The 15,365-nt window shown below is 72.5% G+C and carries 8 protein-coding genes; 5 read left to right on the top strand and 3 right to left on the bottom strand.

The genetic code is table 11. The features are described 5' to 3' along the window. Positions 1 to 19: 19 nt before the first annotated feature. Positions 20 to 1,441: an MFS transporter gene (locus ABZ904_RS25345; RefSeq protein WP_359397538.1), complete on the bottom strand. Its 1,422-nt coding sequence runs from the start codon at positions 1,439 to 1,441 to the stop codon at positions 20 to 22. Between the two features lie 683 nt (positions 1,442 to 2,124). Here ABZ904_RS25345 and ABZ904_RS25340 point away from each other — a divergent pair. Together ABZ904_RS25340 and ABZ904_RS25335 are read left to right on the top strand one after the other, a co-directional pair. After that, complete coding sequence (locus ABZ904_RS25340; RefSeq protein ID WP_360999108.1) at positions 2,125 to 4,197, top strand: asparagine synthase-related protein; 2,073 nt, start codon at positions 2,125 to 2,127, stop codon at positions 4,195 to 4,197. 378 nt (positions 4,198 to 4,575) lie between these two features. After that, positions 4,576 to 7,956 carry a BTAD domain-containing putative transcriptional regulator gene (locus tag ABZ904_RS25335; RefSeq protein ID WP_360999106.1) on the top strand — a complete coding sequence of 1,127 codons (3,381 nt, stop codon included), beginning with the start codon at positions 4,576 to 4,578 and terminating at the stop codon, positions 7,954 to 7,956. 364 nt (positions 7,957 to 8,320) lie between these two features. Here ABZ904_RS25335 and ABZ904_RS25330 read toward each other — a convergent pair whose 3' ends face one another. Further along, entirely contained in the window at positions 8,321 to 9,061 is a 741-nt protein-coding gene (locus tag ABZ904_RS25330; protein ID WP_359397545.1) for a helix-turn-helix domain-containing protein, read from the bottom strand. A 379-nt stretch (positions 9,062 to 9,440) separates the two neighbouring features. Between ABZ904_RS25330 and ABZ904_RS25325 the strand changes: the two genes are divergently transcribed. Both ABZ904_RS25325 and ABZ904_RS25320 read left to right on the top strand, forming a co-directional pair. Continuing rightward, positions 9,441 to 10,841, top strand: coding sequence for an NAD(P)/FAD-dependent oxidoreductase (locus ABZ904_RS25325; RefSeq protein ID WP_359397548.1), 1,401 nt, complete (start codon positions 9,441 to 9,443; stop codon positions 10,839 to 10,841). Between the two features lie 208 nt (positions 10,842 to 11,049). Next, the gene (locus tag ABZ904_RS25320; protein ID WP_361825611.1) at positions 11,050 to 12,702 is read left to right on the top strand and encodes an ATP-binding SpoIIE family protein phosphatase; all 1,653 of its coding nucleotides are present in this window, start codon (positions 11,050 to 11,052) and stop codon (positions 12,700 to 12,702) included. Between the two features lie 59 nt (positions 12,703 to 12,761). Here ABZ904_RS25320 and ABZ904_RS25315 read toward each other — a convergent pair whose 3' ends face one another. Next, positions 12,762 to 14,024, bottom strand: coding sequence for an MFS transporter (locus tag ABZ904_RS25315; protein WP_361825694.1), 1,263 nt, complete (start codon positions 14,022 to 14,024; stop codon positions 12,762 to 12,764). Between the two features lie 180 nt (positions 14,025 to 14,204). Here ABZ904_RS25315 and ABZ904_RS25310 point away from each other — a divergent pair, with 180 nt between their 5' ends. Beyond that, positions 14,205 to 14,753: a MarR family transcriptional regulator gene (locus ABZ904_RS25310; protein WP_359397552.1), complete on the top strand. Its 549-nt coding sequence runs from the start codon at positions 14,205 to 14,207 to the stop codon at positions 14,751 to 14,753. Positions 14,754 to 15,365: the final 612 nt, after the last annotated feature.

Genomic DNA, 15,365 nt, shown 5'->3' with positions numbered 1-15,365 from the left:
GCGATGCGCGCGGGCGGACTCAGGCGGGGGCCATCAGCAGCGGCCGTGCCCGCTCCCGCAGCTCCGCCACGCGCGGTTCGTCGCCGTACGGCTCGAGCCGGTGCAGCAGGTCGCGCACGTACTCCGTGGTTCGCGCCGACGATATGCGCCCGGCGACCTCCACCGCACGCACCCCCTGCTCACACGCCGCGTCCAGGTTGCCGGACTCCAGCTCGGCGACCGCCGACACGACCAGGCGCAGCCCGTGGGAACGGACGAACTCCTCCGTCGGCCGGGAGAGGGCCTGCTCGGTGAAGCGGCGGACCTGACGGGGTGCCTTGAGGTCCCGGTAGCACTCGGCGGCGTCGGCCGCGAAACGGTCGTAGGAGTAGAAGCCGAGCCACGTCGGGTCGTTGTCGCCCTCGCGGGCCCGCTCCAGCCAGCCCTCCGCGGCCTTCAGGGCCGCGCCGGCCGCCTGGGCGTCGCCCGCGCGCGCGTGCGCCCGTGCCTCGACGAGACGGAAGAAGCTCATGGTGCGCGCCGTGGCCAGACCGCGGTTGCGCTCGAGAGCGGCCTGGGCGAGGTCGACACCCTCGTCGCCGAAGCCGCGGTAGGTCGCCTGGAGCGACATGGACGCCAGGACATAGCCCCCGAGGGGCACGTCGGCGGCCGCGCGCGCGAGGCGCAGCGCCTGGATGTAGTAGCGCTGGGCGGCCTCCTGCTGCCCGGTGTCGAACGCCATCCACCCGGCCAGCCGGGTCAGTTCCGCGCTCGCCCCGAACAGCGCCCGGCCCACCTCGTCCGAGTACGAGCCGAGCAGCAGCGGTGCCGCCTCCACCCGTAAGCACTCGGGCACCATCGAGGAGCGCCAGTCGCCACCCCCGTACTTGGAGTCCCAGCGCCTCGCGTCCTCGGCGGCCTCGCGGAGCTTCTGGACATCGCTGTGGCCGACCTTCAGCGGTGCGCCGGACCCCTCGCCGGGGCCGGGATCGCGCGCCACCGAGCTGTCGGCCGGGGTTATCAGCCAGCGGGAAGCAGGGGTCGCATAGGCGCTCACCGCGAAGGATCCGGCCAGCGACTGCCAGATGCCGCCGCCGGCCCGGCGCCCGGCGAGGTCGAGGCGGTACAGCTCCGTCGCCGACTTCACCGCCTGTCCTACGTCCCGGGGGAAGGCCAGGCCCACTTCCGGTGCGGGATCCGCGTCCGCCAGACCGATCTCGTGGAGCGGTACGGGGCGGCCGAGCTTCTGGCCGATGGCCGCGGCGATGAGGTGCGGCGCGGCGCCCTGCGGCACCATGCCCTTCGACACCCAGCGCGCCACCGAGGTCTTGTCGTAGCGAAGAGTCAGACCGCGCTGGGCGCCAAGGTCGTTGACGCGCCGGGCGAGGCCCGCGTTGCTGATTCCCGCGAGGGCGAGAACGGCGCCGAGTTTTTCGTTCGGCCCGCGTTGCTCCCTGGACATGCGCCACCCCTCGACACAGACGGCTGCCGCGGCGATGGCATAACCGCGCGGCATTCGTAAACCCAGCGTAGTTCGCCACATCCCAAGCGTTAAGGGGCTTAAATCCGGATGGCGGGATTGTGGTCCGCACCTCAGCACGGAGGGTTGCGGCGTGCTACCGGCGTGTGGCTGTGCGCCCGTCCGTGCGCTCTACTCCGGCCACCGGGACGGCGGTTCCATGGGCTCTGCGTGGGTCGGCCCGCTGTACTGGATCCAGTGGGCTGGGGGATACCGCCGCCTCCATCCCCGCGGGCGGCGGACCGGTCCGGGAGGCGAACTCCGCCTCCCGGACTGTGCGTTGCGGGAGGCCTGTACGGAGCGTGCGCAACGCTGCTCTCACACAGTCGATTTGGCTGAAAAGCGACCCTGGTTCTCAGGGGCGATCAAGCCTCCTACCACTGCTCTTGGGGGCGCGAAGGGCGTTTTCAGGGAGCGTTTCGGGGGCGCATTCACGTCGTTCCTACCCGATGTCCTCCGTCCGACCACGGTGTCCGCAGCGGGAGTTCACCGGCTCGCGGAAGTTTCCGCAAGGGCGCATTCCGGGGCGCGCAAGCCGTGGCAGACCCCCTCCTCCAGGCACTCTTCGTGGCAGCATGGACGCGTTCCTGCGGTGCACTGGTTGTCCACAGCCTGTGGAGGCGTCGATGCGGTGGTTGGTGGGATGGAGCAGCACCGCCGCGGGCGTCGCCGAGCCCGGCGCCGCCGGATACGACGGCGAGACCTTGCACCCGGTGGGCTCCCAACTCCTGTGGGGAGACCCCGATCCGCTGTGGGTGGTCGGCGACTGGCGTCCCGACGAGGTGCGCGTCGTGAAGGCCGACGCACAGACCCGGATCGCGGTTCTCGGCACGTGCGGTGCCTCCGACGAAGAGCTGCGCCTCAGCCTGTTCGCCGCCCGGGGAGGCGCCCTTCGCCATCTGACCGCCTGGTCCGGCGGCTACACCGCCGTGGTACAGGTGGGGCGCAGGATCACGGTGTGCGGCGACCTCGCGGGCGCACGGCCGGTGTTCTACACCCCATGGGCGGGCGGCACGGCGTACGCGACCGCGGCGCTCCCCCTCGCGGACCTCATCGAGGCCAACCTGGACTTCGGGCACCTGGCGGCCCTCCTCGCCGCCCCCGAGGTCCCGGCCGCGGTGCACGACTCGACCCCGTACGACGGCGTCCGGCGCATCCCGCCGGGCCACGCGCTCATCCTGCGCGCGGGATCGCGTGAGATCGCCGGGTACGAGCCGGTCGCCTCGCTCGCGGTGGCGGCGCCCCCCGCGGATCCGGCCGCCGCGGTGGACGCGGTGCGCGACGCCCTCGTCGACGCCGTACGCGCTCGGCTGGCGGCCCCTCGGCACGTCCCGGGCACCGACATCGACCCCGGGCCCGTCCCCGGCATGGGGCCGGCGGAACGCCGTGCCGCGCGCGGGGTGCCGGTCCCCGGGATCGGCGCCGACCTCTCCGGCGGACCCGCCTCCGGCACGCTGGCGCTGCTCGCGGCCGGGCTGCCAGGGATGCCCGGCACGGTCCTCGGGCACGGCACCGGCGCGGGCGAGCGCCTGCTGGCGGTCACCTTCAACGACCTTGCCGTCAGGGGCCGCGAGGCCGAGCTCGAGCGGGCCGGCACGCTGGCGGCCAACCCCCGCCTGCACCACGTCGTGGTCACCGGCGGCGAGGAAGTGCTCCCCTACGCCGACCTGGAGGGGCCGCTGACGGACGAACCAGGCCCGTCCCTGGTGACGGCGGTCAGGCACCGCGCCCGGCTGGCCGCCGGCAGCGCCGACCACTTCACGGGCTACGGCGCACGCCAGGTCCTCGACGCGCACCCGGCCCGGCTCGCGGACCTGCTGATGGACCGCAAGCGGCGCCATCTCGTGCGCCCCGTGGCCGCGTTGACGAAGGCGGACGGCTCGGTGATGGTCCCCGCGCGCGTGTACGGCGCGGCACGGAAGCTGGCCCGCACGCCGTACCGGGCCGGGGTCGACTCACTCGCCGACCGGCTGATGGAGCGGCGGTTCGACGAGCCGGGGGGCGCCGTGGGCGCCTCGCTCGCCGCGCTCACCTGGGCGAGACCTGGGCCGGCGGCGCGCTGGCTGACCGGTGAGGCCCTGGCTGAAGTATCGGTTCGCCTGCAAGGAGCCGCAGTTCGGACGGGGGTGGGGCCCGGGCAGCGGCCGGGCGATTTCCGCGCGCGTGCCGCGCTGGCGAGACACGCGGCGGATCTACGGGTGCTGGAACAGGCCGTCGAGATCCGCTCCCAGCGGCTGCACACGCCGTTCCTCGACAACCAGGTCGTCCGCGCCTGCCGGGCGCTTCCTGAGGCCCTGCGGGTGCAGCCGGGAGCGCGGGCGGCGATTCTGCGCACCGTCCTCGAGGGCGCGGGCGTCCGCGGTCTGCCGCCCGGCTGGGGCGCCCCCTCGCACGCGTCCTCGGCGGCGGCCCGCACGGGCCTGCGCGTGTCCGCCGACTCCCTGACGGCCCTGTTCGCCACACCGCTGCTGGCGGAGGCGGGACTGGTGGAGGCGCGCGTGGTCCGCAAGGCGGTCCGCGCCGCCGCGGACGGCGAGCCGCTCCCTCTGGACGGGCTCGCGGACCTGGTCTCCCTGGAACTGTGGCTGCGCCGCCTGCTGGCCCGCCGAGGCACCTGCTGGACAGGCACCCCGGCCAGGGCCCGCGCGGTCCCGGCGGGCATCTCGCCACAGGGGCGTGCGTTGGGGGCGGGGGCGTAGGGCGACGGTCGGGCGGGGTGCTTTGACTCGTCGGTGGGGCAGCCGGGTGGTGTGGTGCCCTGGTGTTCTCGGAGCGCTCGGATGGCATCTGTCCACAGGGCCGCGCCTTGAGGGCGGGCGCAGGCCAAGCCCCGGGCGGTTGCCGGCGTGGCGCCTCGCCGCGTCGTCGGGACGGCCGGGCCCGGGCTCGGGTGGTCCCAGTGGCTGGCCCGCCGCGGGGGTGCGCGTCGAGGCGGGGCGTGGGCCCACGATCGAGCAGTGCCTGGTGCGGCCCCCAGCCGCGTCGTCGGAGTACCTGGCTACGCCGTCCGCCGGCCGCCCTGCGGCTCGCCGTGGAAACCGTGTGCCTCGTACCGCCGTCCCAGGGAGAATGGGCCGGTGCGGTACAGGATTCTGGGCGTCGCCCAAGCCGAGGACGAACGGGGAGTCCCCGTACCCCTCGGCGGCCCCCGTGTCCGCACCCTGCTCACCGCGCTCGCCCTGCGCCCCGGCCGCACCACCGCCCGCGGCACCCTGATCGACGAGGTCTGGGCCGACGACCCGCCGCTCGACGCACCGGCCGCCCTCCAGGCCCTAGTCGGACGGCTCCGCCGCGCCGTGGGCCGGGAGGCCGTCGGCTCGGAGCCGGGCGGCTACCGGCTCGTCGCCGACCGCGAGGCCGTGGACCTGTTCGTCTTCGAGGACCTCGTCCAGCGCGGCACCTCGGCCCTCGCCCGCGGTGAGGCGGACACAGCAGCCCGCGATCTGCGCGAGGCCCTCGCCCTGTGGCACGGTCCCGCTCTCGCCGACCTCGCGGACCGCGGTGCCGCGGCCCGTCCCGAGGCTCTCCGCCTGACGGCGACCCGTGCCCGCGTCGAGGCCGACCTGTGCCTGGGCCGCGCCCCCGACGTCGTGCCCGAGCTGACGGAACTGACCGCCGCCCATCCGTACGACGAACCCCTGCACGCCCTCCTCATACGAGCCCTGCGGGCCACGGGCCGCGGTGCCGAGGCACTGGCGGCGTACGAGAGCGTGCGCCGCGCGCTCGCGGAGGGACTGGGAACCGATCCGGGGACGGAACTGCAGGCCCTTCATGCCGAGTTGCTGTCCCAGCAGCCGTCCACGTCCACGCCGTCGCCCGCGCGTAGCGGCCCCTCTCCGGCGGGCTCCCGTGCCGTCCGCACCGGCAACCTCCGTCCCCGCCTGAACTCCTTCGTCGGCCGGGAACCCGAACTCGACGCCATCCGCTCCGATGTGCGCACGGCCCGCCTCGTCACCCTCACCGGACCGGGCGGCTCCGGGAAGACCCGTCTGGCCGAGGAGGCCGCCGCCGGGCTGCCTCAGGCGTGGCTGGCGGAGCTGGCCCCGCTCGACCGGCCGGAGGCGGTCCCCGCCGCTGTGGTCAGCGCCCTCGGCCTGCGCGAGACCGTGCTGATCACCAACGAGATGGCGATGTCGCAGGACGACCCGGTCGCCCTGCTGATCGAGTACTGCGCACCACGCAGCGAACTCCTGATACTCGACAACTGCGAGCACGTCATCGACGCCGCGGCCGAGCTGGCGGAGACCCTCCTCACGCACTGCCCCGGGCTCACGATCCTCGCCACCAGCCGCGAACCCCTCGGCGTGCCCGGCGAGGCCGTCCGCCCCGTCGAGCCCCTGCCGCCCGACCCCGCGCGCCGGCTCTTCCTGGAGCGCGCGGCCGCCGTGCGCCCCGACACGCGCGCCGTCCACGACCAGGCGGCCGTCGACGAGATCTGCCGCCGTCTCGACGGACTCCCGCTGGCCATCGAACTGGCCGCCGCCCGCCTCCGGGTGCTGACCCCCCGGCAGATCGCCGACCGCCTCGACGACCGCTTCCGGCTCCTCACCTCCGGGAGCCGTACGGTGCTGCCCCGCCAGCAGACCCTGCGCGCGGTCGTCGACTGGTCCTGGGACCTGCTCGACGAGCGCGAGCGCAATGTGCTGCGCGAGGTCTCCGTCTTCGCCGGCGGCTGGGACCTCGCCGCGGCCGAGGCGGTGTGCACCGGGCCCGCCGCGGAGCTCATCGGGTCGCTCGTCGACAAGTCCCTGATCGTCGCGACCCCCTACGAAGGCGACGGGAGCGCCGGCATGCGCTACCGCATGCTGGAGACGATCCACGAGTACGCCACCGAGCGGGCCGCGGAGGACCCCGAGCTGCGTGCCGCGGCCGAGCGCCGGCACCGGGCCTGGGTGCGGTCGCTCGTCGAGGAGGCCGACCCCAAGCTGCGCTCCGCCGAGCAACTGCCCTGGATCGGACGCCTGGAGACGGAACTCGACAACATCCGGGCCGGGCTGCACCGTTCGATCGTCGCGGGTGACGAGGCGGAGGCCGGGGCCATCGCCCTCGCCACCGGCTGGTTCTGGTGGCTGCGCAACTTCCGCCGCGAGGGCACCGAATGGACGGACCTCGTGCTGCGCCTGGCAGCGGCCCTGGACGCCAGGACAGCACACGACCGTGCCACGCCCCTGCCGGTGGCGGCCGGTTCCGCCGCCGAGCCCCGTCTCCGTACGCATGGCTCCACCTCCACGGCGCGTCCGGTCGCCGACGTCTTCGAAGAGCTCGGCGCGGTCGATCCGGTCCACGCGTTCCTCGCCGACAGCGACGCCGAGGAGCGGCATCCTCTCCACCCGCTGCGGATGAAGCTGCGGCTGCTGCACATGTTCCTGCTCAGCGAGTCACGGCCGGCGGACTCGATGCGGGACGAGCGGTCGCAGCGGTACGTCGCCCGGGTACGGGCTTGGTTCGAGCGGGGCGGCGCCGACGCGGCCTGCCTGCCCGGCATCGTCTGGCCGCTGACCGTCTACTACCTGGGCGAGTCGTACGACGTCCGGCACGCCATGAACGCCACCCTGGCCAACTGCCGCACATACGGCGGCGACTGGGAGACCGGCGTCGCGCTCATGCTTCGCACGCATGTCCTCGTCGACTCCGCGGGCGGTCTGCACGGCGTGAACGACGACATCGCCGAGCTCCGGGTGATCAGCCGCCGCGTCGGCGACCGCTGGATGCGCGCCCAGGTGTGCAGCGCGGCCGCGGAGGCGTCGATGGGACGGGGCGCCTTCGAGGAGGCGAAGGGCGAGTACGAGGAGGCGCTGCGGCTCGCCCACGAGGTGGGGGCGTACGCGGAGACACCGTTCCTGCTGGCCCGGCTCGGCGAGATCACCTATCGCGAGGGGAAGCGGGCGGACGCGTCCACGGCACTGGACGAGGCGACCGACGCGGCCGACCGGTACGGCGTGCAGGACGCCCGCGCGTTCGTGTCCCTGCTGCGTGCGCACATGGCGCTGGACGACGAGGAGACCGCCCGGGCGCGGGACTGGTGTGAACAGGCGCGGGGGGAGGCAGCGCGGGGCACACCGCCGCCGCAGTTCACCGCCGCGCTGAACGGCGTGGACGCGCTCGTGACCATCGCCGAGTCCGGGCCGCGGTCCGGACTGCCCAAGCTGGCCGAGGGGCTGCGCCAGGCCCTGGTGAGCGGGTGCGCGGAGTCGGTGACGGCGGGGCTGCTGGAGATGGCGGCCAATGTTCTGGGCAGCATGGGCGCGCACTCCTGCGCGGTCCGGCTGTTCGGCACGGCCGACCACTGGCGCGGAGCGTCCGTACGTCCCGAACCCGAGCGGACCCGGGCCGAGCGCACGCAGGCCGCGGCCCTGGAGGCCCTGGGACCGGCCCGGTTCGGCGCCGAACGCGCCAAGGGTGCGGCGTTCACCACGGACGATGTCCTGCGGGAGCTGGCGCGGGCAGCCACGGAGTGAGCCGGCTCCGTCCTCCTGGCGGCTGAGCCGCGACCCGGCCCCGGCCGTGAGCCTCGCCGCCGCATGCCGCGCCTCGCTCCCGGAAGGACCCGTACCGAGCCACTCGCCGGCGCGGCCTCCCGCGCGGCCGCCCCACCGGTACTCCGACCGGGGAGCGGCCAACGCGGGCGCCGCACACAGCAGATCAGCGGAACGGACGGCGAGGGCCGTCACGACGTCCGGCAGACGGACCCGGCCTCCGGCCGCCCGTATGCCCGGCAGCCGTCGTGTCGGAGCCACACCTCGTCACACGGGCCGCGTACTGCCCCGCCCGCGCATCGGAGGCCGTCGCCGGAGCGGCCCCGGCACCTCCACCCCGTCCGCCTTACGCCGGACGGGACCGCAGGCCGTCCAGGAGGATGTCGAGCAGCCGCGCCGAGGCCGCCGCCTGCTGGACGGCGTCCGGCAGTGACGGCGCCGCCGTCGCGATCACCAGCAGCACATCCGAGACGGTGACGTCCGCCCGGAGCTCACCCGCCGTGCGGGCCCGCTCCACGAGCTGTCCGACGACCTCCAGCAGCGTCGCCGCACCCGCGTCGTCCGGCTCCGGCTGCTGCTCGACGAGCCGCAGCTCGGTGGCCTGGGAGCGCTGCAGCGGAACCCGCAGCTCGTCCGTCCCCTGGGCGTCCTCTTCGAGGACCCTCACCTTGAGCACTTGCGGCGGCAGCAGCCGCCCCGCACCCGACGCCACCGACGTCCGCAGGAAGCGCGCGAGCGCCGACCACGGCTCGTCCTCCTGGCCGAGCGCCGCCCTGGCCTGGTCGGTCAGCCGGGAGGTCTCCTCCTCGGCTATCCGCCGCACCAGGACGTCCTTGCTCGGGAAGCGCCGGTACACCGTGCCGACGCCGACCCTGGCGCGCCGCGCCACGTCCTCCATCGGCGCGCCGTACCCCAGCTCGCCGAACACCTCGCGCGCCGCGCGCAGTACGTGCTCCAGATTGCGCTGTGCGTCCACGCGCAACGGCGTCGTCCGCGAACTGTCCCCGCGTCCGTTCCCCGTCGCGCTCACCACGCCCGCCGATGCGACGGCGGACGCGGACGACCAATGAGAGTCCTGAATATGCATAAGCGATCCCCCGGTAATGACGTCTCCCCCCGGAGACTCTCCCCGCCATTGGAAGCCGGAGCGTACGGAACAGGCGTCGTACGTGAGCGGATCCGCCCGTCGCGGACCCCTCGAGTGCATCCCCCCTACACTCCGTCGACACGAACATAGTTGAGCAGGGGTCAATTCAGAAGGGGCAGGTTCCGCACGGAGCGCCCCCCGATCGGAGTACGGGGCGGTTACGTCCCGGTTGCGCCCCCTAAGTTCACCCCGCCCCCACCCGCTGACCTGCGGTTCTTCTCCGCACTCGGGTAATTCGGCCAACTCTGCCTGGCTCCGTCGTCCGGTCACACAATTTGCTGGGGCTGTGGACAAACTCAAGAGTCGGGTGCGTCATGGGATGGTGACGGCTGCAATCCATCGGGGGACGCCCCCCGACCTCCCGAAGTGTGTGCGCATCCTCATCGTCGGCGGTGGCTACGTCGGTCTGTACACGGCCCTGCGCCTGCAGCGGAGACTGAAGACGGAACTCGCGCGGGGCGAGGCGGAGATCGTGGTGGTCTCGCCCGATCCGTACATGACCTACCAGCCGTTTCTGCCCGAGGCCGCCGCCGGCGCCATCTCGCCGCGCCATGTGGTCGTCCCGTTGCGCCGGGTCCTGGAAGGCTGCCATGTGGTCATCGGCGAGGCCATGGCCGTCGACCACGCCAAGCGCACCGCCACCGTCGCCACGCTCGCCACCGAGGAGACGGGGCAGACGGAGCAGCTGTCGTACGACGAACTCGTCCTCGCCCCCGGCTCCATCTCGCGCACGCTCCCGGTCCCCGGTCTCGCCGAGTACGGCATCGGCTTCAAGACCGTCGAGGAGGCCATCGGCCTGCGCAACCACGTCATCGAACAGATGGACATCGCCTCCTCCACCCGCGACCCCGCGATTCGCGACGCGGCCCTCACCTTCGTCTTCGTGGGCGGCGGTTTCGCCGGCGTGGAGGCGCTCGGCGAGCTGGAGGACATGGCCCGCTATGCGGCGCGCTACTACCACAACGTGAAGCCCGAGGACATGAAGTGGATCCTTGTGGAGGCCACCGGCCGCATCCTCCCCGAGGTCGGTGAGGAGATGGGCCGCTACACGGTGACGGAACTGCGTCGCCGCAACATCGACGTACGCCTCGAAACACGCCTCGAGTCGTGCGCCGACCGGGTGGCCGTGCTGTCGGACGGCGCGCGCTTCCCGACGCGCACCGTCGTGTGGACCGCCGGCGTGAAACCGCACCCGATCCTCGCGGCCACCGATCTCCCCCTGAACGGGCGCGGTCGTCTGAAGTGCACCCCGGAGCTGACCGTGGATGGCGTCACGCACGCGTGGGCGGCGGGGGACGCGGCCGCCGTTCCCGACGTCACCGCCGCGGAGCCCGGCAAGGAGACCGCCCCCAACGCGCAGCACGCGGTGCGCCAGGCCAGGGTGCTCGCCGACAACATCGTGCGCGCCATGCGTGACCAGGCCCTGGAGCCGTATGCGCACAAATACGTCGGTTCGGTCGCGTCCCTGGGGCTGCACAAGGGTGTCGCACACGTCTACGGGCGCAAGCTGAAGGGCTATCCTGCGTGGCTCATGCACCGCGTGTACCACCTCAGCAGGGTGCCCACCTTCAACCGCAAGGCGCGGGTACTGGCCGAATGGACGCTGGCCGGGCTCTTCAAGAGGGAGATTGTCTCCCTCGGTTCACTCGAACATCCCCGTGCGGAGTTCGAACTGGCGGCCGGTGGAAAGCATTCTGGTGACCCGAAGGAGTCGTTCTGACCGGACCGAGGAACTCGGCCGAAGGGACCGACGTCTGACGGATGTCGGTCTGTTCGGACAGACTGGTCCACGACCCAGGGCGGGCCGACCCTCGCCCGGACGCATTCCACCAGGCTTTCCCCACTGTGCCGTACCCCCGGGGGCAGGCCCCGGACCCCCGACCCGGTCCGGAGCCGGTCGGCGACGACAACGACGAGGCAAGGAATCGGTGAACTTCACCCGCTGGAGCGCCCGGCTCCCCGGAACGCAGCGCCGCGCAGCAGCGCGGACCGAGCAGGCGGTCGCTCAGGACCGGCGGGAGGAGGGCTCCGTGCCCGCTGCCCGCGTCGAGCGGCTCACCGACGGCATGCCGGGCGTACCCGCCGTCGACGGGCTTCCGGTGCGCGAGGTCATCGACCGCATCCCGGCCCTCGTCGCACTGGTGCACGGTCCCGACCATCGCATCGCGTACGTCAACAACGCCTATGCGGCGGCCTTCGGACCCCGGCCGGTCGGCGGAGCCGCCCGTGAGGCGCTGCCCGAGCTGGACGAACTCGGCCTCCTGCCGCTCCTGGACCAGGTGCTGCGCAGTTCCAAGCCGCGTACGGTCAAGTCCCGCAAGGCGGCCGACGGCCGTTCGTACACGTTCACGTGCACCCCGGTGGACGTGCCCGGCGACAAGGCCAGAGGCGTGCTCGTCTTCGCCGCCGACGTCACCGACCACGCCGAGGCCGCCGAACGGCTGCGCGCCAGCGAGCGCGAGCAGCGCGAGACCGCCGTGACCCTCCAGCGCTCCCTGCTGCCGCAGGAGCTGGAACAGCCCGACGACCTGCGCATCGCCGCCACCTACCAGCCGGGCGGTACGGAGGCCGCGGTCGGCGGCGACTGGTACGACGTCATCACCCTCGGCGGCGGCCGCACGGCGCTGGTGATCGGCGACGTGATGGGCAGAGGCGTCCGCGCGGCGGCCGTGATGGGCCAGTTGCGCACGGCCGTGCGCGCCTACGCCCGGCTGGACCTGCCTCCGCACGAGGTGCTCCAGCTCCTCGACGGCCTGGCCGCGGAGATCGACGCCAACCAGATCGCGACCTGCGTGTACGCCATCCACGATCCGAACGAGGGCCGGCTGGTGTACGCGTCGGCGGGCCACCTGCCGATCCTCGTCCGCGACGAGAGCGGAGCGGTCCTGCGCGCCGACGAACCCACCGGTCCGCCGCTCGGCACCGGCGGCTGGATGCACACGTCGGGCTCGGTGCCGCTCGGTCCCGGCTCCACGGCCGTCCTCTACACGGACGGTCTGGTCGAACGCCGGGACGCCGACCTCGACGAGGGCATCGAGTCCCTGGAGAGCGCGCTCGCAGGCGCCACGGGCACGCCCCAGGTGATCTGCGACCGCCTGCTGCGCTCGGCGGGCGTCACAGCGGGCCACGACGACGACGTGGCGGTCCTGGTCCTCCAGCACCCGGCGCGTACAGGCTCCGACGGCGACCTCTTCCGCAATGCCGCGCTGGAACTGCTCGGCGGAGTGGAGGCGGCTCCACGCGCGCGTGCCTTCGCCTCGGGTGTGCTGACGAGCTGGCGGTTCCCCACGGATCTGCACGATCTCGGCGTCCTGGCGGCAAGCGAGCTGGTCGCCAACTCCTTGCAACACGGCATCCCGCCGATGAGGCTGCGCCTCAGGCGCACGGACCGGCGCCTGATCATCGAGGTGACGGACGGCGACGACAGCCTGCCGCGCCGCCGCCGCGCGGAGCCGGCGGACGAGGCAGGGCGAGGCATCGCCATCGTGGCGACCATCGCCTCCAACTGGGGATCGCGGCGCACGCCCGGGGGCGGGAAAGCGGTGTGGTGCGAGTTCGCGCTGCCGCGGGGCGCGGGCTGAACGAGTGAGCGCCGGACGGGCGGAAGACCGGCCCGTCCGGCGATCTGGGCGCCGTGCGGTCAGGCGTGCGTCGCGACGGGCTCCATCGACGCACCGCCCTGTGCCACCACCAGGCTCCGCGCGGACGACGCCTGGTCCTGGGCGGGCGTGAGCCGGCGTCCGAGCCGGATCGCCAGGAAGGTGATGCCCAGCGAGCACAGCAGGAACGTCACCACGTACGGCGCGGGCAGCGACGCGGCCAGCGGACCGCCCACGGCGGGGCCCACGGCCAGGGCGAGCTGCTTCACCAGGGCGAACGCCGAGTTGTACTGGCCGGCCATACCCGTCGGCGCGAGATCGGCGACCAGCGGCGCGAGCGTGGGCGACAGCATCGCCTCACCGAGCCCGAACAGCGCGTACGTCGAGACGAACACTGCCGTGGCCATGCTCTGGCTGCCGTGGCCCAGCCCCGCGAACGCGGCGGCGGCCCACGCGACGGCCCAGATGAGACCCACGGCCGCGATCACCCGGGACCGCCTCCGCCGCTCCACGAACTTCAGCACCGCGAACTGCGCCACCACGATCATCATCGTGTTCGCCGCCAGTGCCGTACCCAGCGCCGACGTCGAGATACCGGCCGCCACGACGCCGTAGGCGCTCAGCCCCGACTCGAACTGCCCGTAGCAGGCGAAGAACAGCACGAAGCCCAGCACGCACAGCTGAACCATGGCCCGGTTGCCCAGCAGCTGCTTCCAGCTCGCCCGGCCGGACGCCGGCGCGGCGGTCCCGACGTTCGGCGCGTGGGGCAGGCGTACCGTCGCCATGATCACGACGAGCAGCAGGAACATCGCGGCCTCGATCGAGAACAGCAGCGTGAAGGAGGCGGCGCGCTCGGCGTCGACGAGATGGCCGCCGATCAGACCGCCGATCCCGAGGCCGAGGTTCTGCAGGAAGAACTGCATGGCGAAGTCCCGCGACCGGGTCGTCGCGGTGGAGCAGTCCACGATCATCGTGGCCAGCGCGGGCTGCATGACGGCCTGTCCGGCGCCCAGTACGGCCGCCGACGCCAGCACGCTCACCGCGCTGCCGGCCAGTCCCAGGCTCATCGCGCCGACCGCGGCGGTGATCAGGGCGGCGATCAGCACCGGAAGCGGACCGCGCCGGACGATGGCCCGCCCGGCGAACGGCAGCACCACGAGCGCGGCCACGGCGAAGACGGCGAGCACGAGACCCGCCGTCATGGCACCGAGAGCCCGCACCTGCGCCACGTAGACGTACAGATACGGGACGGTGAAGCCGAGGCCGAACGCGCTGAGCGCGTTGCCCACATGGATCCGGCGCATCGCCGCGCCCGTCGCCCTGGTCACGTTCACCTGCCTTGAGTAGAGGGCACGCCCAGGACCGACCTGTACGTCTTAATCCTGAAAGCGATTAGCCCTGAAGACTTCGAAGCTAAAGTTAGGATCTAAACAATACACCTCGAAGGACTTCGACGCCAAGGGGCCGCGTGCCATACTGCGGCCATGGGCGACAACCCCGGCTGCAGCGAGCCGACTCTCGACGAACAGATCGCCGCCTACCAGCGCGAGTTCCAGGGCTTGGACCCCCAGGTCGAGAAGATCGTCTCTGCGCTGTCCCGGCTCAACCGCCGGATGCACGTCGCCTACGGACGCCAGACCGCGGCACTCGGCATCAGCAACGCCGAGTGGGAGGTCCTCAAGGCGCTCGTCCTCTCCGGCGCCCCCTACCGCATGGGCCCGAGTGAGCTCGCCAAGCGGCTCGGCCTGACGCCGGCCGCGATGACCCACCGCATCGACCGCATGGTGAGCGAAGGGCTCGTCACCCGTGAGCGCGACGAAGCCAACCGGGTCCGCGTGATCGTGGAGCTGACCGCCGACGGCCGCGAGAAGTGGCTGGAGGCGATGCGCCTGGCCTCCGGTTTCGAGGAGGACCTCCTGCAGGACCTCTCTCCGGAGGAGCGCACCATCCTCGGCGAGGCCCTGACCCGGCTGCTCCGCCGGGTGGAGCACGCCCAGCCGGACGCCGGCGGCAGGCTCACGGACCTCGACTGAGACGAGCCGGGGCACTCACCCATTCAGGGACTCATCGAGACGCCGGATTGACACCGGAATGTCCGTATCGTACGGTTATGCAGCCGCTGTGGCATGAGACCGCTCCTTGGCGGGGACGGGTGCAGTCGCAGAGGCTCGAAAAAATCTTGCGATGAGGGGTTGACTGCCCCTTGCTCGATCCGTAAAGTTCTTCGAGTTGCCACGAGGCCGTAACGGTCCTCGGGGCCACCTCCGCCGCAGCAGCGGCAACCAAACCAACCAGCACGATCTCGCAACGGGATCAATTTCGGCGTGTCCGAATTTCGATTCCGCTGGGTCATGGCGACTTTGCGCCGGTCGATTCACCTCGATTGGGAATCGCCGGAGGGATCCGCTAAGGTTTGGGACGTCGGAACGGCCAACGGCCAGGAAGACACCCCCGGTTGACAGGGGGTCAGGTCCGAAGAGAACCAAGGGATCTGATAAAGTCAACAAAGGCGGAAGGCCGAAAGGCCGGAAAGCAACCGAGGAAATCGGGTCGAGAAAAAGATCTGATAGAGTCGGAAACACCGAAGGGAAGCGCCCGGAGGAAAGCCCGAGAGGGTGAGTACGAAGGAAGCGTCCGTTCCTTGA

The organism is Streptomyces sp. NPDC046900 (genome assembly GCF_040644975.1).
GTDB lineage: Bacteria > Actinomycetota > Actinomycetes > Streptomycetales > Streptomycetaceae > Streptomyces.
The sequence above is the reverse complement of the archived record's forward strand: the minus strand, read 5'-3'. Positions and strand labels throughout refer to the sequence as shown.